Below are 24,231 nucleotides of genomic sequence, written 5' to 3'. Positions count from 1 at the left end.
AGCGGCATCCTCCCCGCCGCCCGCTTTCGCGGCGGGGAGATAGAGTGTACAGCGGGAAATGCGCTGCCCGGAAAGCGCTTAGACTGCTGCTCCCCATAAAATATATTGAAGGAGGAAACAGCCATTATTAAAGTTGCAATGCAATACAAAGCAACACTGATAATAAAAAAGTGCTAAGTGCTACTTTTTTTAGTTCGGGGTCAAGCGCTTTGGGTATATCGTTTCGTTTTACTACTACCAGATGCCATATGAGTGGCAGGTAAGCCACGATGAAAATATATTGTACCACACGGAATCCCATCAAGATGGCGAAGAGCATTGTCAGCGTTAGTGCGGTACTGATTATTATATAGTGGTATTGTTTGGCCCGCACGGCACCTATTTTTACTACCAGTGTGTTTTTACCGGCCAGTGCGTCGGTTACACGGTCGCGCATGTTATTGAGGTTTAGTACGGCCACACTGAGCAGCCCGACTGATACTGCGGGCAGTACAAGCAGCGTATCAAGATTTTTGGCATACAGGAAATAGCAGCCTAATACGCTTACCAGCCCAAAAAATATAAATACAAATACATCGCCCAGGCCCCTGTAGCCATAAGCAGAATTTCCTACGGTATATTTTATTGCTGCTGAAATGGCCGCAACGCCCAATAAAAAAAAGAACACTGAGTAAGCAAAATCCGCTTTCCCGAAGGAAATGTATATCAGGATTACTGCGGTTGCGAGAGTGAGCCCCGCAGTAAGCGCTACGGCTTTTTTCATTGCGGCGGCGGTTATGGCGCCACTCTGGACGGCCCTTGCCGGCCCTATGCGGTTTTCATCATCTGTTCCCTTGACCCCGTCGCCATAATCATTGGCAAAATTAGAAAGTACCTGTAGGCCTAATGTGGTAAGCAGTGAAAACAATAATATAAGCCAGTTGGTAAATCCCTGTGAAAAAGCATAAAAACTCCCAACTAAAATGCCTGAAACCGAGAGCGGCAGTGTCCTTAAACGTGCGGCCTGAAGCCATGCTCTTATTTTCATTTCTTATAATTATTTTATAATAAATTCCTGTTTAACAACTTACATCCAGTGCCTGCCGGTGGTCTCTACCTGGTAAAGCCAGTAGTTGAGCAGGTTTTTCATTTTGTTGTAATCCGCTACTCCAAAATGAATATGCCCGCCGGCCGTATAAATAATGATGGTGCCGACATTAGCCTGCTTCTGCCAGAAATACTGGTATATTTTAAATGACTGTATCTTATGGGGCATAACATAATCATTATCTATATCCCATGCGCCTTTCTGCCTGATGATAAACTTATCGGTTACAAACAACCGGCTGTTCCTGTAGGCCATGAATGTTAATATTGCCGCAAAAAATACGTAGAAGGGAATGATAAATGCAACGTATAATTCAGGGACCAATAGTCCAATGACATAATAAAACAGTACCGGTATAACCACTCTTACAAACAAACCCAGTACAAGTTTGCGATAATTAGGTTTATACATGATGCCTTTCTCCGGCACTTCGCCCAGGAGTAACTCCAGCAGCGTATCCTTTTCGCTGTCATTACATCCGGGAATTTCCAGCAATGACTTTTTGCTTTCAGGATTTTCTTCGGTGAGCGCAGCCTGTCGTATCTTCAGGTCCTGTATGCCAAATTTTTTTTGGAAATAATTCCGGCCCACGGTTAGTATCTGTACTTTTTCAGCCCTCAGGATAGTATTGCGCGTATTTAGCAAGCCATATGAAAGTAGTAGCGATCCGGGCTGTCGCGTGATCCTGAAGTCAAAATATTTTATAATAGTACGGGAAAGGTTGACTACAATCGTAAGCAAAAGTATGCCTGTTATGATGAAAGCAATGAACTGTAGCATTATCTCAGTGCTGATGTAATCATCAAGAGGGTCATCATTAATGTCCATGTAATCAAAAAAATCTTCTATCTGCTGGAAAAGTGTAATGATAAAAGCAATAAGCAGTGCAAAACTACGCACGTAATTGGATGTTATCCCTGTCTTGAAAAGGCTTGCAAGGCTTATAGTGATGAATGGCTTTTCATCTTTCTGTACCGGCTCAGCGGACGCATCTGCAGGTGTTTCCTTTTTACCTTGCAGGAGGCGTGATTTCAGGGTAATTGCCATCTTGTGCGTTATTGCCCTGATAGAGACTTCCTTGTTACTGCTGCCTGCCGTATCTACTTCGAGCTCATGCACACCAATAATTTTCTGTATTACCGACTGGTTGATGTTTACCTGCTGAATTTTATCCAGCGGGATTGCAATCCTTTTTTTATTAAAAACCCCTTTGCGGACTATAAATTCCTCATTATCCTCATCGAGGTGGAATGTAAAGTTTATGTATTTCAGGTACGACGAAATGGCCAGCAACAGTACACCCGCAGCTAAAGAAGCTACTAAATACGATTTATCATCTTTATCTGTACGGAGTAGTATGACAATAAGCATAGGCCATAACGCCCTTACCAGTTTTTGCGCATTGTCGGTAAACATTACCACTACCCCCACTAATGACTGGCGCTGTGGCTGGCTGAAATCATCCCTCATCACTCACCTCATTTTGTATTTTCCCGATTAGCAGCTGCTTTATATTTTCAGCATGAATTTTTTCAATACCCGGTATTTTGATATCACTACTTATACCGCCTGCTGTAAATATTTCTATAGACGCGAGGCCCAGCCTGCGGGCCAGCCAGCCTTCGTGCAAAGCAACATGCTGCACCCTGTTGTAAGGAATTATGGCTGTTGTAATGCCTATAGCGCCGCTGCGGTAAACAATGTCATGGGTACGGAAGGCAAAGCCCCTGTTCCTAAAGCTGAGCATTGCTATAAATGCCGAGAATAGCAGTAAAGATATATAGGCTACAGCCGCAGGGATTATATAAGGCCTTGTTTCTTCAATAAAATAAAATACCAAAGTGCAGGCAATCCCTGTGAGTATAAAAGTGAGACCGAAATTAAACCACATTATTTTTTTGTATTCCGGATGAAGCGGTTTGAGGCGCACTTCTTCAAAGCGGGGCAGCGATGTGGTATCAATAGCTTCATTAATAAAGTCTTCCATGGTTTTCTTAGCAGAAATTAAGGTATCCACTTAATATTTCTAAAATCAGGCTTACGCTTTTCCAGGAAAGCGTCCCGCCCTTCTTTTGCCTCTTCGGTCATGTAAGTTAGCCTTGTAGCCTCGCCGGCAAAAACCTGCTGCCCCACCATGCCGTCATCGGTAAGGTTAAAGGCAAATTTCAGCATCTTAATAGCGGTTGGCGATTTGCCCAGTATTTCCTGTGCCCACTGGTAGGCTGTGCCTTCAAGTTCATCGTGCGGCACCACGGCATTTACCATTCCCATTTCATAAGCCTCCTGTGCCGAATAATTCCTGCCGAGGAAGAATATTTCCCGTGCACGCTTCTGCCCTACCATTTTAGCCAGGTAAGCAGAGCCGTATCCTCCGTCAAAGCTGGTGACGTCAGCATCAGTCTGCTTAAAAATGGCATGCTCACGGCTGGCCAGTGTAAGGTCACACACTACGTGCAGGCTGTGCCCTCCGCCAACCGCCCATCCTGGCACTACGGCAATTACTACTTTAGGCATAAACCGTATAAGCCTTTGCACTTCAAGTATGTTGAGCCTGTGCATACCGTCATCGCCCACATACCCCTGGTGTCCACGGGCCTTTTGGTCGCCTCCGCTGCAAAAAGAATAAACACCGTCTTTAGGTGAAGGGCCTTCGGCAGAAAGCAATACAACACCAATTGAGGTATCTTCCCGGGCGTCAAGGAAAGCTTCAAAAAGTTCAGCGGTAGTCTTTGGCCGGAAAGCATTGCGTACTTCAGGCCTGTTGAAGGCTATGCGGGCTACACCATCGCATTTTTTATAGGTAATATCTTCAAATCCTTTAACGGTTATCCAGTTTATATCGCTCATATAATTATCATTTTAATTGTAAAATTAAGCCATTTTTGTATAATGGCTATATTATAATAAAGGAATGTATTACCCGATAAAAAATTATCGTCTATAACCCCTTTGCTGTCAAAACATTATGATTAACTATACAATATTTTTATAGTAGAAGCTGTTAACCATAAATAAAATAAGCTGTTAAAAAACAAGGTTTATTTATATTTGCTTTTTCGCAAACACAGATGAAACTACTTCGCTATACTATATACCTGTACATGGGGCTGTTCTTTTCGTGCCGGAAAGACAGTGGCCATCTTGCTGAAAATCTCAGGGGAAATGATAGTATCTCGCCTTATTATGTTGATTTTAAAAGCCTGAGTCCCGATTATAAATTATTAAAACAAAATAAAATTGAACAGTTTTACTTAAAAAACTGGCCAAAGGATGATTTGAGCGGCGGCTTCCTGGTAGCTAAGAACGGCCAGGTACTTTTTGAACACTATGGCGGCTATGCCAACAGGTTTACTAAAGAGGATATAAACCCGCATACACCTATACACATTGCATCGGTAAGTAAAGTGCTAACAGCGGCTGTTGTGATGCGGCTTATCGACACCGGAAAATTGGAGCTAGACCAAAAAGTACACACCCTGCTACCAGAATTTCCTTACAAAGATATAACGGTAAAGATGCTGCTCAACCACCGTAGCGGCCTGCCTAACTATGCTTATTTTTGTGACGACCGCAAAATCTGGAACAGAAACATGCTTACCAACCGGGATATACTGAACCTGCTGGCAAAGCATAAATTCGGACTGTATTTTAAGCCGGATAAAAAATTCGGTTATTGTAATACCAACTATGCCATGCTGGCGCTGATAATAGAAAAAGCCACACAGCTAAACTACAGGCTTGCCATGGAGAAGCTCCTGTTTGAGCCGCTGGGCATGAATGATACCTTTGTTTTTGATTATAAAATAGACAAAGCCAGCGCCAGTCATTCCTACAAAGGGAACAATGTGCAATATGGTTTTGATTTCCTTGATGATGTTTATGGCGACAAAAATATATACTCAACCCCACGCGACCTGCTTAAGTTCGACCTTGCTACCTATTCAAAAAAATTTCTTGACCCTAAACTGGTAAAGCAGGTATTTAAAGGCTACAGCTATGAGCACAAAGGCGTTAAAAACTATGGGCTGGGCATCCGCCTGCATGAATGGGACACAGGTGAAAAGCTGTTTTACCACAATGGCTGGTGGCATGGCAACACTTCATCCTACGTAACCCTGAAAAATGATACCGTAACCATGATAGCGCTTTCCAACAGGTTTTCGTACAAGCCTTACAAGATATGGAAGCTTGCGCCTGTTTTTGGACAATATCCGGTAAAACCTGATGATACTGAGGGTGCCGAATAAATAACAGCATAATAACTCCACTATTGATTACATTTAGCTACATTAGCCTTTGAAAACTTACTATAACCTACTAAAAAATCTTTATGGACACTGACAAGATACTTGAACTTATATTTTATACACTGCCGGCATTAATAACCGGGGGAGTGGCCTATTATTTTTTTAATACCTATATAAAAAATGAAGAGGGCCGCCGGCGCTACCTCATTCACAAGGATGCACAGAAGAATGCGCTTCCGCTAAGGCTGCAGGCTTATGAAAGGCTAACACTGTTCCTTGAGCGGATAACTCCTACAAGGCTGCTTATACGCATAACTCCGCAGTCTTCAAACAAGCATGATTATGAAGAATATCTTGTATCACAGATAGAAATAGAATATGAACATAACCTGTCGCAGCAGATATATATATCGCCTGAATCATGGGATATTGTTACTACAGCCAAAAATGCTACTATCCAGATGATACGGAAAGCCAATATGAGCGAACGTGTTGACAGTGCCAATAAACTGCGTGAGGTTATACTCCAGGAACTTTTTGATAAGCAGGCGCCTAGCAGTGTAGCCATTGCTCACTTAAAGAACGAAATATCAGGCCTGTGGAGTTAAAAATTATTGCATAATTAGCATTTGCAAATGTATTTGTGATAAAATGTTTGTGATAAATGAAGGTTATAAATATTGACCATTTTGTACTTACCATATCTGATATAGAAGCTACATTAGCTTTCTATTGTGATATATTAGGTATGGAGAAAGAAGAATTTGGAGAACACCGTATTGCGCTAAAATTCGGGAATCAGAAAATAAATCTTCATTTAAAAGGGTACGAAGTCCTGCCTAATGCCCTGCATGCAGCACCCGGAACAGCAGACATATGCTTTATCGTAGATACACCACTGGCAATGGTACAGGAGCTGCTTAAAGTAAAAGGATATTTAAATTCCTCCGAAATATGTAGCAGGACAGGCGCAAAGGGAGCGGTGGAGTCTATTTATCTGAGAGATCCTGATGGAAATTTAATTGAACTAAGCAATTATCTGTAACAAAAAATTTTTGGAATAGATTGTATTATGCTATTCAGCTTTCTGCCAGTATAGCCTCCAGCTTTCTTTGTTCGGCATCGGTAAGCTGTGGCAGCAGCTCCTGGAAATAAAGCCTGTAACCTTTCTTTTTAAGCAATTTCCTTATGCTTTCCCTGCCAAACTTGGCAAATTGCCACTTATGGTGTGTGGTGGCATTTACAAGGTTTTTCATCATTACAGTATCAGGCTTGCCAAGGTACATAAGGTTAGCCAGTGCGTTGGTGCGCACACCACTCTCATATTTATCTGAAGCATAATCCTGCAACTCGGCATAATAGGCTTCTTTTTGGGCTGGTCGGTAATCTTTAGCTGAACAGGCCAGCGCGAGCCACAAAATCCGTAAGTTTTTGTCATTGAACCCTACCCATGTATCAGAAGCATCTAAAAAATGTGCCTGCCTGTCGGGAAACTTGCTGCAAAGCACATTCAGCACTATTTCTTTTGTTATGTAGGAGTCATCATCCATCAACGACCTGTACTCCTCAAAGAACTGCGGCGGAATTGTTGTTACCGTACGTGCTACGGCCTGCCTTAGCTTCAGGTTGCCGCTTTCCATCGCAATACGCACAAGGCCGGCTTTTTCCTCAAAGGGCACTTCCGCCATCTGGAAAAGCACTTCTTCCTTAACAGGATAAAACTCTTTTGACTCCAGTATATTCTTAAAAAGTTCTTTCTTTTCAGCAAATGGCTTCTCCTGCAGGTTGCCGAGCTCCAGGTACTGGCCCATAAAATCATTTTTCTTTAAAAGGCCCAGCGCCTCCTCTATCTCAAAACCCGGTTTTTCCAGCCAGCGCCTGCGGAAAGCTTCCGTATCATAACCGGAAACTTTATTTGTTTCTGCAAAAAAATCCTCTGTTGTAACTGTTTTATAAGCATATTTTTCAAGGTAAGCCTTTACAGCTGTCCGAAAAGCGTCGTGCCCTACCCCTTCCCGCAGCACATGCAGGGCCCAGGCCCCTTTCTGGTAAAATGATAGTGAACTTGCTTTTTCATTCAGTACCGGTATGGTATCGGTTTTTGCCGCCTGCTGCAGGCGTTCGGCCATCTGGTAAAGTTCGTAGTAAAAATGGTCTTCACCAAAAAGTTCCTGTTCAGCCAGCAGGGCATAATAGGTAGCAAAACCTTCATGCAGCCAGTGATGCCTTCCGCTTTGCGCTGTTATAAGGTCGCCGAACCACTGGTGGGCAAGTTCGTGCGCATTTACATTTGTATAGGTACGGTCATTAAATCCTGTTTTGTCCACAACAAAGTCTTGTGAAAAGATGGTACTGGTGGTATTTTCCATACCGGCATATAAAAAATCAAGCACCGGCACCTGGCGGTATATACCCCACGGATATTGTACACCAATTTCTTCTTCAAGGAAGTTGAACATTTCATAGCTGTATCGGTACGTAGGCGCCCATTTGGCGCTATCCTGGTGGCGCAGGTAAAACTCTAAAGGCGTATTACCTGCCGAATCCATTTTCCATTTGCGGAATTTGCCAATAGCCACCATAACCAGGTAGCTGCTCATGGGTTTATCCATTTTATAATAAAAATGCTTACCTACCCTAAAATCACTTACAGAATCTTCAATATTTTTTAAAATTCCATTAGAAAGTGCTGTATATGATGTGTATTCTCCATATAGCGATACAGATATATTAAAAACCACCTTTTCGTTTACATCATCAAAACTCGGCAGCCAGTGGCTGGTGTACTTGCCCTGCCCCTGGGTCCATATCTGGTCATCGGCACCGTCTTTTACAAAATACATGGTTTGTTTCGGTGTAGCTTCATACCTGAATTCAACCTTATTCTTCCCGCGCCTATAACCCTTATACAGCTTCAGTGCATTGGCCGAGGCTGTCCATTTCGCGGTTTTGCCATTTATCTTAACATTACTGAACCTGATGTTCTTAGCATCTATGTAAATAGTGTCGGGTTTCTTTTTCAGTACCTCAAATTCATACGCTACAGTACCCATAACTTTTTTTTGTGGCACGTCGAACGATAAAGAGGCATTGGCTGTTTTAAAATCAACATACTGAAGCTGCCGCGCCTGCTGGGCAAACGCAAGAGAAGATATAAGAAATATACAAAGGAATTTCATGTCAACTAATTTAGTACAAAACTACTAAATAGGCTGTTGTAGTTTATACCTGAATTTTAAAATAGTATCATTGAAATATTCCTGCTTAGGGCAGCCTATCATTTATATATAAGAACTATCATAGGATGCCTGAGTAAGCGGTAGGATGTCATCTTAAACTTTTACAAGATTTTATTATTTTAGCAGGAAATTTCAGCTAAATGGATTTACGAAAAATACTCATCCTGCTTTTGCCTGTAATGATGGCTGCCTGTGGTGGGGGCAATACAACAAAAACAGGCAAAGACATTGATAAAGGCACACGTGATATCATAAAAGCATATAATAACCGCCTTATGGAGGGGCTGTACAAAAACAGCAATAAAATTGTGAGGGGGCTTGTTACAGATAAACTGAACAAAAACTTTTACAGCCATATGGAACCTGTAATGGCGCTTTTTAGCCGTGGGATAATTGAAGGAAAAACGGCTATTTATGAAGAATATCATACCGTGCATGCATCAGCGCCTGCAAATTGTGTCATAACTTCTGAAAAACATAATTTTGAGCTTACTTACACAAACAGGGGCAAACAAAGTTACGTATCATTAATTACTGTAAGCGACGGTATGGACACCCTGCTGTTAACAGTTATATATGAACTTGTGGAAGATGAATGGAAAATAGACAACGTTTTTGCAGGAGTTTTGGCTTTTTACGAAAAAGACTCCCAGTACTATTATAACCTTGCCAAAAAGAAGGCAGGCAAAGGATACATTATTGATGCCTTTACTTACGCTGATATGGCAGAAGACCTGCTTGACCCGGCAAATGGGCACATTAAATTTGGCAATGAAAATAAAATAAAACTGGCAACCAAAATATGGCAGGCAGAAGCCAATGAATGTATCAGCTTTCCCATAATTGTAAAATCAGCTGCCACACAACCCCAAATAGCAGGCCTGGCACCCGTAAGGGACAGGGACGGGTTTTGTTACCGTATAACTTACCTTACCAATTTGCCTTTAGAAAACAAAGAAGGGCTACATACGGAATATTTGGAGGTAAAGAAGCAAGCTGAAAAGATAAAGGAAATAGACTTTTCCGGCAGGACAATCTACTATACTGCCTATACTCCTGAAAGGAGTGATACAATGACTTTTACCGAAAGGTATAAATAATTTTATATAAATTTACACTACTCCCCGGCCGGGGAGTTTTTTATTTAAGTTTTTTGTTTAATTGATATGCGTGCATACTAATTTTTTGTATATTTGATAAATTAATAATCTATGAAAGAAAGGACAATAGATTACGTACTGAGGGCTACATGGCAGGCGGTATCGAGGATGTATAACGAAGAAGCAGGCAAATACGGCGCAACGATGTCAATAGGCTTTGCACTTCTTTCTATTGATAAAGAAAGCGGAATCCCAAGCACGGCGCTGGGCCCGCAGATGGGAATGGAACCTACTAGCCTTACCCGTACATTAAAGTCCATGGAAGAAAAAGGGCTGATTGTGCGGAAAAAGAACCCGGTTGACGGGCGGGGTGTTATCATCCACCTTACGAAGCTGGGCAAAGAGAAAAGAGACCTTTCCAAAGCCACTGTACTGCGGTTCAATGATATTGTGAAGCAACATGTGCCGCAGGAAAAGCTGGAGCACTTTATGGAAGTGGCTGATATAATTAATGACCTGATTGCCGATAAGCAGATATTTAAAGACGATCACGAATCAATACACAGCAAACAACAACTAAAAAAAATATAATGAAGCGCACTATCAGAAAGGCAGCCGTGATAGGCTCAGGCATAATGGGCTCGGCCATTGCCGCCCATCTTGCCAATATTGGTGTTGAGGTACTCCTGCTGGACATTGTGCCAAAGGAACTGACCGAAGCTGAACAGAAAAAAGGGCTTACCCTTCAGGACAAAGCAGTCCGTAACCGTATTGTGAACGATCACCTTGCCAACTCCCTTAAATCAAAACCCTCCCCTATTTACCACCAGAAGTTTGCCGACCGTATTAAAACCGGCAATACTGAAGAGGACATGGCTAAAATTGCTGATGCCGACTGGGTGATTGAGGTGGTTGTGGAAAGGCTTGACATTAAGCAGAAAGTATTTGAGCAGGTTGAAAAATACCGTAAGCCGGGCACGCTTATAACTTCCAACACATCGGGTATTCCAATCCAATTTATGAGCGAAGGCCGCAGCGAAGATTTCCAGAAGCACTTTTGCGGAACGCATTTTTTTAACCCGCCGCGCTACCTGAAGCTTTTTGAAATCATACCTGGCCCTAAAACTTCACCAGAAGTACTCGAGTTCCTGGAAAGCTATGGTGAGAGATTTCTCGGCAAGACATCGGTAGTGGCTAAAGATACTCCGGCGTTCATTGGTAACCGAATAGGTATCTATGGAATAATGAGTCTTTTCCATCTTGTGAAAGAAATGGGCTTAACCGTTGAAGAAGTAGATAAATTAACAGGCCCGGTAATAGGGAGGCCTAAGTCGGCTACGTTCCGTACGGTTGATGTGGTGGGGCTTGATACGCTGGTGCACGTAGCCAACGGACTGTATGAAGGCGTACCGAATGATGAGGCACACGGGCTGTTTAAGCTTCCAGGCTTTATCGATACTATGATGCAAAACAAATGGCTGGGCAGCAAAACCGGCCAGGGCTTTTATAAAAAAGCAGATAAAGATATCCTTGCGCTGGATCTTGACACCTTAGAATACCGCCCACAGAAGAAAGCCTCTTTTGCCACACTGGAACTTACCAAACAAATAGATAAGCCTATAAACAGGTTTAAAGTTTTGATTACCGGCACTGATAAGGCAGGCGAATTTTACCGCAAGAACTTTGCGGGCATGTTTGCGTACGTGAGCAACCGTATTCCTGAAATTACTGATGACCTCTACAAAATAGATGACGCTATGAAAGCCGGCTTCGGCTGGGAAAATGGCCCCTTTGAAATATGGGATGCCGTAGGCGTTGAAAAAGGCCTTGAACTGATAGAAGCCGAAGGGCTTACCGCAGCGCAATGGGTTAATGACATGGTTGCTTCGGGCAACAAGAACTTCTACAGCATTAAAGAAGGCATTACGCATTATTATGATGTAAAGGCTAAAGTGCAGAAGAAAGTGCCGGGGCAGGACTCTTTCATTATCCTGAACAACATTCGCGAAAGCAAAAAAATATGGAGCAACAGCGAGGCCATCATCCAGGATTTGGGCGACGGCATCCTGAACCTGGAGTTCCAGAGCAAAATGAATACAATAGGCGGCGGCGTGCTTCAGGGTATTAACAAAGCCATTGACCTTGCCGAAAAAGAATATGACGGGCTTGTAATAGGCAACCAGGGGGCTAACTTCTCGGTCGGGGCCAACCTCGGCATGATATTCATGATGGCGGTTGAGCAGGAATATGATGAGCTGAACATGGCTATCAAGATGTTCCAGGACACGATGATGCGTGTGCGCTATTCAGCAATACCGGTAGTGGTAGCACCACACGGGATGACGCTTGGCGGTGGCTGTGAAATGAGCATGCATGCCGATAAGGTGGTTGCTGCCGCCGAAACATACATAGGCCTGGTTGAGTTTGGCGTAGGCGTTATACCCGGCGGTGGCGGATCAAAAGAGATGGCGCTGCGTGCGGCTGATACTTTCCGTAAAAATGACGTTGAGCTTAACGTGCTGCAGGAATATTTCCTTACCATAGGTATGGCTAAGGTATCGACCTCAGCGTATGAAGCGTATGACCTTGGCATCCTTCAAAAAGGAAAAGATGTTATTGTAGTTAATAAAGACAGGCAGATAGCCGAAGCTAAAAAACATGCTAAACTACTGGCCGAAGCCGGCTACACCCAGCCTATACGCCGCAAAGATGTTAAAGTACTGGGCAAGCAGGCACTTGGTATGTTTTTGGTAGGTACAGACAGTATGGAAGCGGGACACTACATCAGTGAGCACGATAAGAAGATTGCTAACAAACTGGCGTGGGTTATGGCTGGTGGCGACCTGAGTGAGCCTACGTTTGTAAACGAGCAGTACCTTCTTGACCTTGAAAGAGAGGCATTTTTATCACTTTGCGGTGAAAGAAAGACTTTGGAGAGAATCCAGTTTATGCTAACTAAGGGTAAGCCGCTCCGCAATTAAATTATTTTGAATGCTGAATTATAAATTTTAAATGTTCAGCAAATTCAAAATTTAAAATTTAAAATTTAAAACAATGAGTAGAACAGCATATATAGTAAAAGGATACAGGACTGCGGTAGGCAAAGCGCCCAAAGGTGTTTTCCGTTTTAAGCGTCCTGATGAGCTGGCCGCAGAAACCATCCAGTACATGATGAAGGAATTGCCGCAGCTTGATAAAACACGTATTGACGACGTGATTGTGGGGAACGCCATGCCGGAAGCAGAACAGGGGCTCAATTTTGCGCGTTTTGTGTCGCTCATGGCGCTGGGCATTGATGATGTTCCGGGTATGACGGTAAACCGTTATTGCGCTTCGGGATTGGAAACTATTGCCATTGCAACATCTAAAATACAGAGCGGTATGGCCGATTGTATTATTGCGGGCGGTGCTGAGAGCATGAGCTACATACCTATGGGAGGCTACAAGCCGGTTCCTGATTATAAAGTAGCTAAAGAAGGCCACGAAGACTATTACTGGGGTATGGGCTTAACTGCCGAAGCCGTGGCAAAACGCTACAACGTGAGCCGCGAAGACCAGGATACATTTGCTTACAATTCGCATCAAAAAGCGGTAAAAGCCATTGCCGAGGGTAAATTTGATAACCAGATAGTGCCTATTACCGTAGAGCAGACTTATATTGACGAGAATGGCAAGAAAGCCACAAAATCATATACCGTAACCAAAGATGAAGGCCCGCGTGCCGACACATCAATGGAAGCGTTGGCAAAATTGAAACCTGTGTTTGCCGCTGACGGTAGTGTTACTGCTGGTAGTTCATCGCAAATGAGCGATGGTGCGGCGTTTTTAATAGTTATGAGTGAAGAAATGGTGAAGGAACTTAACCTGGAGCCTATTGCACGACTGGTAAGTTATGCAGCAGCAGGTATAGAGCCTGCAATAATGGGTATGGGCCCGGTAAGGGCAATCCCTAAAGCGCTTAAGCTGGCTGGCATGAAGCTGGATGATATTGGCCTTATTGAGATGAATGAAGCCTTTGCATCGCAGTCTATTGCCGTATCGCGCGAACTGGGTATGAACCTGGACATCCTGAACGTAAATGGCGGCGCGATAGCACTGGGCCACCCGCTGGGCTGCACAGGCGCTAAGCTATCGGTACAGCTGTTTGATGAGGCCAAGCGCCGCGGCGTGAAGTATGGCATGGTAACCATGTGCGTAGGTACCGGCCAGGGCGGTGCTGGAATATATGAGATACTATAAGTTATTTTAAATGATGAATTTTAAATTTTGAATTGAATGAAGAACGACAATATCATCGCTACAAAAACATTTGATTTTTCATTAAAAATCATATCGCTCTACATCCAGTTAAAGAATCAGAACGAGTTCATCATTTCAAAACAATTGTTGAGGTCAGGCACCAGCATAGGGGCAAATGTGGAAGAAGCTATTGCCGCACAGTCCCGTAAAGACTTCATCAGCAAAATGGCAATAGCATCTAAAGAGGCACGTGAAACTAAATATTGGCTTCGGCTGTTACATAGGTCGGAGCTTACCAATACTCCTGTACAGGATTATCTTGTTGAAATAGAACATATCATCAACATTATTACTAAAATAATAAAGACATCACAGGAGAGTGCAGCTAAGCCAATTCAAAATTTATACTTTAAAATTTAAAATAAAAGAACAATGGCTGATACAATAGAAAAAGAAATAGCCCGCGGAGGGCAGTTTCTAGTGAAAGAAACAAAAAGCGAAGACATTTTTACTCCCGAGGATTTTAACGAGGAGCAGATTATGATGCGCGACACGGTTAAGGAATTTGTTGACCGTGAGTTATGGCCTAACAAGGAGCGTTTTGAGAAAAAGGATTATGCCTTTACTGAAGAAGCGATGCGTAAGGCAGGAGAGCTTGGCTTCCTTGGTGTGGCCGTGCCGGAAGAGTATGGTGGGCTGGGCATGGGCTTTGTGAGCACCATGCTGGTTTGCGATTACATTTCGGGAGCTACAGGGTCATTTTCCACAGCCTTTGGGGCGCATACCGGTATCGGTACCATGCCTATTACGTTGTACGGTACCGAAGAACAAAAGAAAAAATATGTACCTAAGCTTGCGTCAGGCGAATGGTTTGGCGCTTATTGCCTTACAGAGCCCGGAGCCGGTAGTGACGCTAACTCAGGTAAAACAAAGGCAGTGCTGAGCGAAGACGGGACGCACTACAAAATAACCGGGCAAAAAATGTGGATAAGCAACGCAGGGTTTTGCAACCTGTTCATTGTTTTTGCCCGTATTGAAGATGATAAAAATATTACTGGCTTTATCGTTGAGAACGATCCAAATAATGGCATCAGCCTGGGTGAGGAAGAGCACAAGCTGGGCATCAGGGCCTCCTCTACCCGCCAGGTTTTCTTTAACGAAACCAAAGTACCTGTAGAAAATATGTTAAGTGAGCGCGGCAACGGTTTTAAAATTGCCATGAACGCACTTAACGTTGGCCGTATAAAGCTGGCCGCCGCCTGCCTTGATGCGCAGCGCCGTACCATTGCCGCTTCGGTTAAATATGCTAATGACAGGGTGCAGTTTAATACCCCGATTGCAAATTTTGGGGCTATACGCTCTAAGATTGCCGAGATGGCCACAAGTGCCTATGCCGGTGAAAGCGCCTGCTACCGGGCCGCTAAAAACATTGAAGACCGTATAAATGCCCGAGTTGCCAAAGGTGAATCGCACCAGGACGCGGAACTGAAAGGTGTAGAGGAATTTGCTATTGAATGTTCCATCCTGAAAGTAGCGGTATCAGAAGACATACAAAACTGCAGTGACGAAGGTATCCAGATATTTGGCGGTATGGGCTTTAGCGAAGATACTCCTATGGAAAGCGCCTGGAGGGATGCCCGTATAGCGCGCATTTATGAAGGTACCAATGAGATCAACCGCATGCTATCGGTCGGCATGCTTATCAAAAAAGCCATGAAAGGCCATGTAGACCTCCTGGGGCCTGCCATGAAAGTGGCCGAAGAGCTTATGGGCATACCGTCATTTGATACGCCTGATTATAGTGAACTTTTTGCCGAAGAAAAAGAAATCATTGCCAAGCTCAAAAAAGCGTTCCTGATGGTTGCGGGAAGTGCCGTGCAAAAGTATGGACCTGATCTTGACCAACACCAACAACTGCTAATGGCTGCGGCGGACATCCTGATTGAGATATACATGGCAGAATCGGTAGTGCTGCGTACGGAGAAACTTGCCAAAAATAAAGGCGCTGAAAATGTAGAAGAGCAGATAGCCATGGCGCAGCTTTATCTTTACAAAGCGGTTGATATTGTGAACCAGAAAGGTAAGGAAGGCATCGCATCATTTGCCGAGGGCGATGAGCAGCGTATGATGATGATGGGTTTACGGCGTTTTACCAAATACAACAACATGCCCAATGTAGTGGCCCTGCGTGAAACCATTGCCAAGAAGCTTATTGAAGAAAACGGCTATGTTTATTAAGACAGACCGAGAGATAATAGAATAAAGATAACAGGCGCATTGACTAACCCTCATATATAAATCTTTTATCCATTATCTATTATCATCTCGTCTTTCCTTAGATATAAATTTTGGTTTAGTTTGTTTAAAAAACCGCTTCCTTCGTCAGAACGACAAGCCTTAAGTATATGGCAGCACCAGCCATAAAAAAACCGCTGAAAATTATCACAGCGGTTTTTTAAATGGTTGGCCTGTTTGTTTGTTACATTCGCCTTCGGTTCTTAAACACATTCACAAGAATGGCCGCAACAGCAACCACAAGCAAAAGGTGTATCAGGGCACTGGTTACATGGTAGGCAAAACTGCCTATTGCCCAAAAAATAATTAAGATAAAGGCGAGTATATAAAGTAGGTTTTTCATGATTATTTAGTGTCATGCACAATTATTTCATGGCATCTACCTTCTCTTTTACCATTTTAGCATGTTCAAGGTGCTTCCGCAGCGCGGGGAGCATGTTAGCAGCCCACATCCTGATTTCTTCATCAGCTGCATTTTCGGAAGCATTTTCCATTTTTTCAATGGTTTTTTCGTGCCCGTCCACCATCATATCGGCATATGCTTTATCAAAATCTCTACCTGTTTTATCATTAAGGTCTTTCAGGCTTTCCTGTACTTTTTCAGTAGGCGCAGCAGGTAGTGAAATATTCTTTTTCTTGGCAAGCGCTTTTGTTTCCCCAGATGATTTTGTGTGTTCGTCAACCATCATTCTTCCGAGTTCTTTTACATCGGCACTTGTACCTTTCTGTTGCGCCAGCCTCCCAAGTTCAATCTCTTTCATATCTACTTCGGCGGCAGCCACAAGATATTGTGAATCGTCTTCTTTAGCTTCGTTGGTGTCTTCAAATTTTTGTTCGTTTTGATCTTCGGCCACTTCTTTAGGGTCTTCCTGCTTATTTTGATTTTTACATGAAACCATACCTGCTGACAGTATTACAACCGCAGCACCCATAAGCATTTTTGCAAAAAAAGATGTTTTTTTCATAATAGAGGGTTCTTTTAGTTTGATATTAATTTGTTTATTATCAGCGAATTTAATACATAAAGTAGGACGCCTGTGTTAGTGTATTCACAATATATGTTACAGAAATACTAAATTTTGCCCACAGGGCACGTGCCCATACATAAGTAAAATTTGTATCCTCATTTATACTATCACTTAAGAGAAATAATATAGTTTTGTAATTTATTTCCCAATAATGATAAACCCTTCTGCCAGCGGATGGATAGACAAGTTTTTGGACCGATATGCAAGTATAGCACCGGAAAATACAACAATGCGCCTTTTTTATCGCAATGTACGCAACAGCGGCTTTATATACGGGCATGTTACCGCCCCTGATTATGTTTCGGTAAGCGAAAGAAAAGGCTGGATACCGGAAGAAATGACCAAGGTAGCTCTGCTGCATACCTTATATAGCCTTTATGTCCTGGAAACAAAAGATACCGATACAGGAAATTTTATAAAGCACGCTATCCTGTTTTACAAACAAATGGCCCCGGAAGGATTCAGCCTGCTCAAAAAAGTACTTCCGGCAGCACCACCCGGCCATGAGCTGGAGGACCTGCTTGACGAAAGGGTGAAAACCAATGACAATATTATTAGCCGGAATTTTTCGCATATCCTTACTAACGCGCTGCTGTTTATGGATGTGCTGGCCTTCAGGCAATACCTCACGAAAAGTGAATTACCGGAACGCTACCTGAAAAATCTCGAGGAAACGGTAGTGAGGGTGGTGCTGTTGGCGCTGCGTTCCAAAAAAAAGCAGTCAGAGTATGATTCCCTGCTCATAAAACTTTTTGAATCTTCCCTGAGATACACAAAAATAAGTGCCGTAAGCGCTGACAGCCTCAGTAAGATAGAACTGAAAAACTTTGCATGCGACCTGGAAAAGTTTTACCTGATGGATATCGCAGGTATGGCAATATGGACGGACGGCATGGCCGATGCTGCCGAAATAGGCTTTTTATTCATGCTGGCCGCGGAACTCAGAATTGATGATGAAACAGCTGCTGAAAGTATAGCATCTTTTGACGTTTTTATAAAGCAGCATAAGAAAGATATTCCTTATTTTAAATATTCAAACCCTGTAAAGCATTTCTATGACCATGCGGCACAAACCGTTACTGTGCTGATAAACAGGAACAAAAACAGGCTCATCAGGGAATTATCAAACAACGGCGAACTAATGGTGCTACTTACCCACTCTACGCACCGAAGCCTTGACGACAAAGAAAAGAAAAAGGTAAAAAAACAGCTGCTGGAAATATGCAAAACAGTACCTTCACTCACCATCTTCCTGCTACCGGGAGGAAGCCTGTTGCTGCCACTGCTCATAAAATTCATACCGCAATTGCTGCCTTCTGTTTTTAATGAAAACCTGGAAAAGGAATAATTTTTTGATTTTTTTATACTGTGTTTTATTTATCAAACCGGAGACCGGGGAAGCCATTATAACGTAAAGAAGAAAAGGATGTAATGGAGTATCTTAACTGCTGATTTACCCATAACCAGATGCAATGTTACGGTTAACAGCCCCCATGTATGTCAAATTCAGCTATCAAACAGCCCGGGGCAGGAATATACATTGCGGTTATCGGTAATACCCTTTGATTTCAACAGTAATGCATCATGATTTACTTCCTGAATATTTCTGACGGAAAAAGTATAAAGGCGGCGTATTACCCAGGATAAGTACTTTTAGCATTACAGTTTAAAATAAGCCATTTAATTCTGCATTAATGCGGTTTATGATATCGCCTAGGTCTTCAGGGTTGTCAACAAAATTAATTTTATCAACATCCACTATCAGCAATTTACCTTTATCGTAGCTATGTATCCAGGCTTCATACCTTTCGTTCAGCCTGCTCAGGTAATCAATTGAAATGGAATTTTCATAATCCCTGCCGCGTTTGTGTATCTGCTTCACCAGGTTAGGTATGGAACTGCGGAGGTATATCAGCAGGTCAGGCGCTGCCACAAAGCTTTCCATGAGCTCAAACAGTGATTTATAGTTGTTATAGTCCCTGTTGGTCATAAGGCCCATAGCATGCAGGTTAGGCGCAAATATGTGCGAATCTTCATAAATGGTCCGGTCCTGTATAATGTTCTTTCCGCTTTCGCGTATCTGCAGTATCTGGCTGAAACGGCTGTTCAGGAAGTATATCTGCAGGTTGAACGACCAGCGCTCCATCTGGTGGTAAAAATCATCCAGATACGGGTTGTCTACCACATCTTCATAATGGGGTTCCCACTTAAAATGTTTGGCCAGCAATCCCGTTAATGTGGTTTTTCCGGCACCAATGTTCCCGGCTACAGCTATATGCATTATTCAGTTACTGTTATTTTATACTGATTGATTTGACTGGCTGTAAAAATAGATAAAATTTGCGCTGAATACTGAAAACCCTCAAACGTTTTTTCCACAAGGGCAATCTGCCTGCTCCTGCCCGTCTGCATATTATGCACATACAGGGTGTTGCCTTTCTGCACAATAGCTTCAGCAGACGATATAATTTGCATGCTGTCATGCTCCGGTACGCTACCCAGCGAAGTTATTTTACCGAATATATTGCAGGCATAACATTTATTGGCGCTGTCAACCCAGTAAAAATAGTTGTAATCGCTCTGGTAGTATTTTGGGCTTTCTGTAAATGGCGGTGTCAAGGCCCTGAAGTTTGACTGTGACAGGTCAAAAAGCCCAAGTGCCATGGTGTTGATATCAAATAGCCATAGCCTGTTTTGTGCGGCCAGGCCGGCAGCTTCAGCAACCAGCGGGACAGGCATAGTCAGGTCTGAAAAATTTATCCTTGCGGTTTCATTAAGCTGGTTATCCAGCAGCACGACTGTATTAAATTTTTTATAGAAAAGTACTATCTGCAATGGGTTTTGCAGGTCAATCCGGTATATATTGCCCAGCTGCAATGCCCTGTACTTCAGCAAAACGCCTTCATATAGCTTATGAAACTCATCATCTTTCACCGAATATACTGCCCCAAAAGCATCAGTGCCTGTATATTTTTCATTACGTGCGCTGAAGCCTGACAGGAACTTTACAGGCACGGTAAGCTCCTGTCCGCCACACTCCACGGTCACAATAAAAAAAAATAAAACAGGCAACAGTTTCATAAGCAGCAAAGTTATACATTTATTGCATTGCACGGTATTGTAACAATTGCATCACTTATTCGTTTAACCCAAAAACGCAATTATGAAAAATAGAATTGTATTTGCCTTAATTCTGCTGGCTAATGTTTTTATAACTAATGCCCAGGAATTCCAGGGCATGGCTGTATATGAATCAAAAACCAGTACTGCTGATTTTAAAATGGAGGGGCGCGAAATTACACCCGAGGTGCAGAAAATGATACAGGAAAGGATGAGGAAAGCGCTTGAAAAAACATTTATACTAAGGTTTGACAAATCTGCATCTACTTATGAAGAGGAAGAAAAACTGGACACTCCCGGCGCTGATAACACCGGCATGAGGATAATGGCCTCATTCACAGGGGCCGGTGGCAAACATTATAAAAACATTAAAGACAAGTCGTTTGCCATTGAAAAGGAAATATTCGGGAAAGAATTCCTTATAAATGATACATTGCCCAAGATTAACTGGAAAATGGAGAATGAATCGAAAAAAATAGGTAACTATACCTGCTACAAAGCCACAGCGGTTATACCTGTGAATAAATCGGACTTCAGGAACCTGAGAAGAAAACAGGCAACTGATAAAAAAGAAGATAAAAAAGATGAAGCCCAGCGTACGACTAATTTTATGGACATGGTGGAAATGCCTAAGGAAGTAACAATAACGGCGTGGTACAGCCCGGAAATACCGGTGAGCCAGGGTCCGGAAAATTACTGGGGGCTGCCGGGGCTTATCCTGGAAGTAAATGATGGTAAAACCATTATTCTTTGTTCTAAAGTAGTACTTAACACTAAAGAAAAAGCCGAAATCAAGGCACCAAAAAAAGGCACAAAGGTTACACAGGCCGAATTTGATACTATAGTGGCCAAAAAAATGGAAGAAATGCAGGAAATGTTCCGTACACGGGGAGGCAACGGCACACAGATAAGGGTTGGAGGGTAGCAGGACTGTAAAGGACTAAACATGTGCCGCAAAAAACAGGTTGTTCGTTGTAGGGCTGCCTCTGATAGTCCAGTCCCCCGCAACCTGCTTACAGGCCTGAACGGCAGGATATTAAATATTTCCCTGCCGTAAAAATAAACCAAATGTTTCCCCTTCATGAAAAAAATACTACAATTGCTTACCCTGCTGTTTACAGCCTATGGTTTTTCGCAGAATATAAAGCTGGAAGGTACCGTGAAAGATTCTTTAGGCGTAGCCCTTGAAATGGCTAATGTTATGGCTGTCAATAAAGCTACCAATGCCATGGACGCTTATGCCATAAGTAATGAAGACGGAAAATTCCAGCTGCTGCTAAAGGCTAACACGCCCTATATACTTAAGGCAAGCTATATCGGCTACACCGCCTTTGAAACCGACATTACTACCGGTTCGGGAAATATTGTGAAACATATTGTACTGAAACAGGGAATTACCCTGAAAGAGCTGGAGATCGTACACGAAATGCCTGTTACCATTAAAGGCGATACCATAGTATATAATTCTGATTCTTTTACAAATGGCACCGAGCGCAAACTGGAAGACGTGCTGAGGAAGCTGCCCGGCGTTGAAGTTAATGCCGACGGGGAAGTAAAAGTTGAAGGAAAAACAGTATCAAAACTTATGGTGGAGGGCAAAGATTTTTTTGACGGCGACACCAAGCTTGGCGTTAAAAATATACCCGCAGATGCGCTCGATAAAGTTGAGGTACTGCGTAATTATAATGAGGTAAGCCAGCTGCGCGGCCTTGAGAACAACGAAGAGAATGTAGCCATGAACATAAAGCTCAAGGAAGGCAAAAAGAACTTTTGGTTTGGCGATGTTATGGCAGGGGCCAGTATTGGCGAAGGCGAAAGATATATAGTTAACCCGAAATTATTTTACTACAGCCCAAAATACAGCATAAATGTTATCGGGAATATAAACAATACGGGCGAGCTGCCGCTAACCATTCAGGATTATTTCAAATTTACCGGGGGCTTCCGGAACATGATGCGCAAAGGCGGCACCACTTTCAATATCGGGTCAAATGACCTGGGCATATCGTTATTGCGCAATAACAGGGCTAAAAATATTGAAACTAAGTTCGGGGCGGCCAATTTCAGCTACAATCCGTCCAAAGAATGGACACTGAGCGGTTTTGCCATTATGAACTCCAGCCGCAATGAGCTGGAAACAAAATCGCGCACGCAGGTACTAAACCCTGTTACCGGTGAACCTGAGACCACACAGGACGTTGATGAGCAATCGTTACAGAAAAGTGATTTTGGCTTATTTAAATTGAGTTCAAGTTATAAGCCCAATAAGAACCTCCATTTTGACTATGATGCGCTGCTTAAAGCCTCAAAACAGCAGGAAGATAATTACCTCAACCAGGTTGTAACACCCGAAACTTCCCAAAGCCAGGAAATTTTTACAGACAAATCGCAAAATCCTGTATCGCTAAACCAAAACCTGAATCTGTATTATACGCTCAATGACAAAAATGTCTTTGCTTTTGAAATGCAGCACCTTTACCAGGATGAAGACCCTTTTTATAATGCCAACTTACAGGAAAACCCTTTCCCGGACAACCCTACAAATCCATCGCTAAACCTGGGTTTGTCGCCTGTTGCGGGCCGGTATGATATATCACAGGAACGTTTTGTAAAGACGAATAAACTCGATGCAAAGTTTGATTATTATTATATGCTAACACCAAAAAGCAATATTAATGTTACCCTGGGTAATACGTACTCATACCAAACCTTTAACTCCAACATCTTCCAGATACTTGATGATGGCAGCCTGGATAATCTTGATGAAAACACCAGAAATGATGTAAGTTATGTTTTTAATGATGTTTTCCTGGGGTTACATTATAAGTTTATTACTGGCAAGTTCACGTTCAATCCGGGTGTAAGCTTCCACAGGTACAATTCATATAACGAGCAGCTGGGAACAAAGGTTTACAATAACTTTTACAGGCTACTGCCCGATGTTTATGCCCAGTACCAGATCAAAAATGCGGAGCGGCTTACCTATAACTACAGTATGACTACGCAGTTTACGGATGTAACCGATTTTGCACAAAACCTTATATTTACAAGTTACAGTTCCTTGTTCCGAGGCAACAGGTATCTGGAAAATGCACTGTACCAAAGCCACTCGCTCAGCTATGCCAAATACAATATGTTCAATTTTACCCAGATTTTTGGGTCGCTGTCCTATAACCACCGTATGGATGATATAAAAAGCCTTGCCGGCTTTAACGGGATTAATCAGATAAGTACGCTTGAAAACTCAAACTTTGCTGATGAGTCTATATCAGGTTCGGCAGGTTATACACGTAGCTTCCTGAAATATTATAAAGCTTCGGCAGGTGCAAGTATTAGCTGGAACAAGTTTAACAACTTCAGGGTTAACCCCGAAGCTGTAGGCCAGCAAAGCATAGCCAACTCACAACGCCAGGTAAGCGAGCAACTGAGCCAGAACTATAATGTAAGTTTTTCTACCAATTATAAATCACTACCAAATGTTGAGGTTGGGTACGCCCTGACAATCAATGATTATGAAAGTAATATATTTTATAACCACAGGCCTTTTGCAAGGATGGATTACCTGCTGCTGAATGCGTTTACCATAACAGCCGAGTACGAGTATAACCACTATTATAACGATACTAAAACATCAGACAACGAATATGATTTTTTGAGCGCCGGGATTATGTACCGTAAGCCCGAAAGCAAATGGGAATTCAGGGTAAACGGCACCAACCTGCTCAATACCACCACCCTTAATGATGACAGCTTTAACCAGTTCAGTACACGTACTTCGCGTTACAGGGTACAGCCGAGGTACCTGCTTTTTTCTATAAGGCATAACTTGTAATAAAAAGAAGCCGTCTCAATACTTAAATTTTGAGACGGTTTTTT

Annotated in this window: 21 protein-coding genes; 12 read left to right on the top strand and 9 right to left on the bottom strand. The window is 42.8% G+C overall.

The features are described 5' to 3' along the window. Positions 1-127: 127 nt before the first annotated feature. From menA to CHU92_RS07225, 4 genes are read right to left on the bottom strand one after another with little or no spacing between them, the layout of a single operon-like run. Positions 128-1,027, bottom strand: coding sequence for a 1,4-dihydroxy-2-naphthoate octaprenyltransferase (menA, locus tag CHU92_RS07240; protein ID WP_094414078.1), 900 nt, complete (start codon positions 1,025-1,027; stop codon positions 128-130). Between the two features lie 39 nt (positions 1,028-1,066). Further along, positions 1,067-2,557 carry a PH domain-containing protein gene (locus tag CHU92_RS07235; protein ID WP_094414076.1) on the bottom strand — a complete coding sequence of 497 codons (1,491 nt, stop codon included), beginning with the start codon at positions 2,555-2,557 and terminating at the stop codon, positions 1,067-1,069. Then, positions 2,547-3,104 carry a PH domain-containing protein gene (locus tag CHU92_RS07230; RefSeq protein WP_243389568.1) on the bottom strand — a complete coding sequence of 186 codons (558 nt, stop codon included), beginning with the start codon at positions 3,102-3,104 and terminating at the stop codon, positions 2,547-2,549. The genes CHU92_RS07235 and CHU92_RS07230 overlap by 11 nt, the downstream gene beginning before the upstream one ends. After that, positions 3,092-3,925: a 1,4-dihydroxy-2-naphthoyl-CoA synthase gene (locus tag CHU92_RS07225; protein WP_094414082.1), complete on the bottom strand. Its 834-nt coding sequence runs from the start codon at positions 3,923-3,925 to the stop codon at positions 3,092-3,094. The genes CHU92_RS07230 and CHU92_RS07225 overlap by 13 nt, the downstream gene beginning before the upstream one ends. Positions 3,926-4,155: 230 nt before the next feature. Here CHU92_RS07225 and CHU92_RS07220 point away from each other — a divergent pair, with 230 nt between their 5' ends. The 3 genes from CHU92_RS07220 (at position 4,156) to CHU92_RS07210 (ending at position 6,379) form a co-directional block, all read left to right on the top strand. After that, positions 4,156-5,334 carry a serine hydrolase domain-containing protein gene (locus CHU92_RS07220; protein ID WP_094414074.1) on the top strand — a complete coding sequence of 393 codons (1,179 nt, stop codon included), beginning with the start codon at positions 4,156-4,158 and terminating at the stop codon, positions 5,332-5,334. A gap of 83 nt (positions 5,335-5,417) precedes the next feature. Continuing rightward, entirely contained in the window at positions 5,418-5,942 is a 525-nt protein-coding gene (locus CHU92_RS07215; RefSeq protein ID WP_094414072.1) for a DUF7935 family protein, read from the top strand. A 56-nt stretch (positions 5,943-5,998) separates the two neighbouring features. Then, a complete protein-coding gene (locus CHU92_RS07210) occupies positions 5,999-6,379 on the top strand; it encodes a VOC family protein (protein ID WP_094414070.1) in 381 nt (126 codons plus the stop codon). 34 nt (positions 6,380-6,413) lie between these two features. Here the strand turns inward: CHU92_RS07210 and CHU92_RS07205 are convergent, their stop codons facing one another. Further along, complete coding sequence (locus tag CHU92_RS07205; protein WP_094414068.1) at positions 6,414-8,513, bottom strand: M1 family metallopeptidase; 2,100 nt, start codon at positions 8,511-8,513, stop codon at positions 6,414-6,416. A gap of 200 nt (positions 8,514-8,713) precedes the next feature. Between CHU92_RS07205 and CHU92_RS07200 the strand changes: the two genes are divergently transcribed. The 6 genes from CHU92_RS07200 to CHU92_RS07175 all read left to right on the top strand — a co-directional run bounded on the left by CHU92_RS07200 (position 8,714) and on the right by CHU92_RS07175 (position 16,150). Further along, positions 8,714-9,673: a hypothetical protein gene (locus tag CHU92_RS07200; protein WP_094414066.1), complete on the top strand. Its 960-nt coding sequence runs from the start codon at positions 8,714-8,716 to the stop codon at positions 9,671-9,673. Positions 9,674-9,784: 111 nt separating this feature from the next. Further along, positions 9,785-10,264: a MarR family winged helix-turn-helix transcriptional regulator gene (locus CHU92_RS07195; RefSeq protein ID WP_094414064.1), complete on the top strand. Its 480-nt coding sequence runs from the start codon at positions 9,785-9,787 to the stop codon at positions 10,262-10,264. Continuing rightward, a complete protein-coding gene (locus tag CHU92_RS07190; RefSeq protein ID WP_094414061.1) occupies positions 10,264-12,654 on the top strand; it encodes a 3-hydroxyacyl-CoA dehydrogenase/enoyl-CoA hydratase family protein in 2,391 nt (796 codons plus the stop codon). The genes CHU92_RS07195 and CHU92_RS07190 overlap by 1 nt, the downstream gene beginning before the upstream one ends. Before the next feature lie 73 nt (positions 12,655-12,727). Then, complete coding sequence (locus CHU92_RS07185; protein ID WP_094414059.1) at positions 12,728-13,912, top strand: thiolase family protein; 1,185 nt, start codon at positions 12,728-12,730, stop codon at positions 13,910-13,912. A 36-nt stretch (positions 13,913-13,948) separates the two neighbouring features. Next, the gene (locus CHU92_RS07180; RefSeq protein WP_094414057.1) at positions 13,949-14,332 is read left to right on the top strand and encodes a four helix bundle protein; all 384 of its coding nucleotides are present in this window, start codon (positions 13,949-13,951) and stop codon (positions 14,330-14,332) included. Between the two features lie 12 nt (positions 14,333-14,344). Then, entirely contained in the window at positions 14,345-16,150 is a 1,806-nt protein-coding gene (locus CHU92_RS07175) for an acyl-CoA dehydrogenase family protein (protein WP_094414055.1), read from the top strand. A gap of 241 nt (positions 16,151-16,391) precedes the next feature. On the opposite strand, the gene CHU92_RS15545 is transcribed toward CHU92_RS07175, so the two are convergent. Together CHU92_RS15545 and CHU92_RS07170 are read right to left on the bottom strand one after the other, a co-directional pair. Next, positions 16,392-16,550, bottom strand: coding sequence for a lmo0937 family membrane protein (locus CHU92_RS15545; protein ID WP_129583025.1), 159 nt, complete (start codon positions 16,548-16,550; stop codon positions 16,392-16,394). 22 nt (positions 16,551-16,572) lie between these two features. Next, positions 16,573-17,172, bottom strand: a complete 600-nt coding sequence (locus CHU92_RS07170; protein ID WP_165764607.1) for a DUF4142 domain-containing protein — start codon at positions 17,170-17,172, stop codon at positions 16,573-16,575. A 214-nt stretch (positions 17,173-17,386) separates the two neighbouring features. On the opposite strand from CHU92_RS07170, the gene CHU92_RS07165 reads away from it, so the two are divergent. After that, complete coding sequence (locus tag CHU92_RS07165; RefSeq protein WP_094414053.1) at positions 17,387-18,583, top strand: LETM1-related biofilm-associated protein; 1,197 nt, start codon at positions 17,387-17,389, stop codon at positions 18,581-18,583. Between the two features lie 318 nt (positions 18,584-18,901). Here the strand turns inward: CHU92_RS07165 and CHU92_RS07160 are convergent, their stop codons facing one another. Both CHU92_RS07160 and CHU92_RS07155 read right to left on the bottom strand, forming a co-directional pair. Continuing rightward, positions 18,902-19,516 (bottom strand): deoxynucleoside kinase, encoded by a 615-nt coding sequence (locus CHU92_RS07160; RefSeq protein WP_094414051.1) that lies wholly within the window; start codon positions 19,514-19,516, stop codon positions 18,902-18,904. Beyond that, a complete protein-coding gene (locus CHU92_RS07155; protein ID WP_094414049.1) occupies positions 19,516-20,316 on the bottom strand; it encodes a hypothetical protein in 801 nt (266 codons plus the stop codon). The genes CHU92_RS07160 and CHU92_RS07155 overlap by 1 nt, the downstream gene beginning before the upstream one ends. A gap of 82 nt (positions 20,317-20,398) precedes the next feature. On the opposite strand from CHU92_RS07155, the gene CHU92_RS07150 reads away from it, so the two are divergent. Together CHU92_RS07150 and CHU92_RS07145 are read left to right on the top strand one after the other, a co-directional pair. After that, positions 20,399-21,280, top strand: coding sequence for a GLPGLI family protein (locus CHU92_RS07150; RefSeq protein WP_094414047.1), 882 nt, complete (start codon positions 20,399-20,401; stop codon positions 21,278-21,280). Positions 21,281-21,436: 156 nt separating this feature from the next. Next, the gene (locus tag CHU92_RS07145) at positions 21,437-24,187 is read left to right on the top strand and encodes a TonB-dependent receptor (RefSeq protein WP_094414045.1); all 2,751 of its coding nucleotides are present in this window, start codon (positions 21,437-21,439) and stop codon (positions 24,185-24,187) included. The last annotated feature ends 44 nt before the right edge of the window (positions 24,188-24,231 follow it).

The sequence above is a fragment of the Flavobacterium cyanobacteriorum genome (assembly GCF_002251835.1).
Classification (GTDB): Bacteria; Bacteroidota; Bacteroidia; order Flavobacteriales; family Flavobacteriaceae; genus Flavobacterium; species Flavobacterium cyanobacteriorum.
This window is presented reverse-complemented; position numbering and strand designations above follow the sequence as displayed.

Bases quoted from the DNA above. Each gene is read 5' to 3' on its own strand.
- menA (WP_094414078.1), bottom strand. From the start codon at position 1,027: ATGAAAATAAGAGCATGGCTTCAGGCCGCACGTTTAAGGACACTGCCG.
- CHU92_RS07205 (WP_094414068.1), bottom strand. From the start codon at position 8,513: ATGAAATTCCTTTGTATATTTCTTATATCTTCTCTTGCGTTTGCCCAG.
- CHU92_RS07145 (WP_094414045.1), top strand. From the start codon at position 21,437: ATGAAAAAAATACTACAATTGCTTACCCTGCTGTTTACAGCCTATGGT.
- CHU92_RS07160 (WP_094414051.1), bottom strand. From the start codon at position 19,516: ATGCATATAGCTGTAGCCGGGAACATTGGTGCCGGAAAAACCACATTA.
- CHU92_RS07215 (WP_094414072.1), top strand. From the start codon at position 5,418: ATGGACACTGACAAGATACTTGAACTTATATTTTATACACTGCCGGCA.
- CHU92_RS07175 (WP_094414055.1), top strand. From the start codon at position 14,345: ATGGCTGATACAATAGAAAAAGAAATAGCCCGCGGAGGGCAGTTTCTA.
- CHU92_RS07170 (WP_165764607.1), bottom strand. From the start codon at position 17,172: ATGAAAAAAACATCTTTTTTTGCAAAAATGCTTATGGGTGCTGCGGTT.
- CHU92_RS07190 (WP_094414061.1), top strand. From the start codon at position 10,264: ATGAAGCGCACTATCAGAAAGGCAGCCGTGATAGGCTCAGGCATAATG.
- CHU92_RS07210 (WP_094414070.1), top strand. From the start codon at position 5,999: ATGAAGGTTATAAATATTGACCATTTTGTACTTACCATATCTGATATA.
- CHU92_RS15545 (WP_129583025.1), bottom strand. From the start codon at position 16,550: ATGAAAAACCTACTTTATATACTCGCCTTTATCTTAATTATTTTTTGG.
- CHU92_RS07185 (WP_094414059.1), top strand. From the start codon at position 12,728: ATGAGTAGAACAGCATATATAGTAAAAGGATACAGGACTGCGGTAGGC.
- CHU92_RS07200 (WP_094414066.1), top strand. From the start codon at position 8,714: ATGGATTTACGAAAAATACTCATCCTGCTTTTGCCTGTAATGATGGCT.
- CHU92_RS07165 (WP_094414053.1), top strand. From the start codon at position 17,387: ATGATAAACCCTTCTGCCAGCGGATGGATAGACAAGTTTTTGGACCGA.
- CHU92_RS07180 (WP_094414057.1), top strand. From the start codon at position 13,949: ATGAAGAACGACAATATCATCGCTACAAAAACATTTGATTTTTCATTA.
- CHU92_RS07195 (WP_094414064.1), top strand. From the start codon at position 9,785: ATGAAAGAAAGGACAATAGATTACGTACTGAGGGCTACATGGCAGGCG.
- CHU92_RS07150 (WP_094414047.1), top strand. From the start codon at position 20,399: ATGAAAAATAGAATTGTATTTGCCTTAATTCTGCTGGCTAATGTTTTT.
- CHU92_RS07235 (WP_094414076.1), bottom strand. From the start codon at position 2,557: ATGAGGGATGATTTCAGCCAGCCACAGCGCCAGTCATTAGTGGGGGTA.
- CHU92_RS07155 (WP_094414049.1), bottom strand. From the start codon at position 20,316: ATGAAACTGTTGCCTGTTTTATTTTTTTTTATTGTGACCGTGGAGTGT.
- CHU92_RS07220 (WP_094414074.1), top strand. From the start codon at position 4,156: ATGAAACTACTTCGCTATACTATATACCTGTACATGGGGCTGTTCTTT.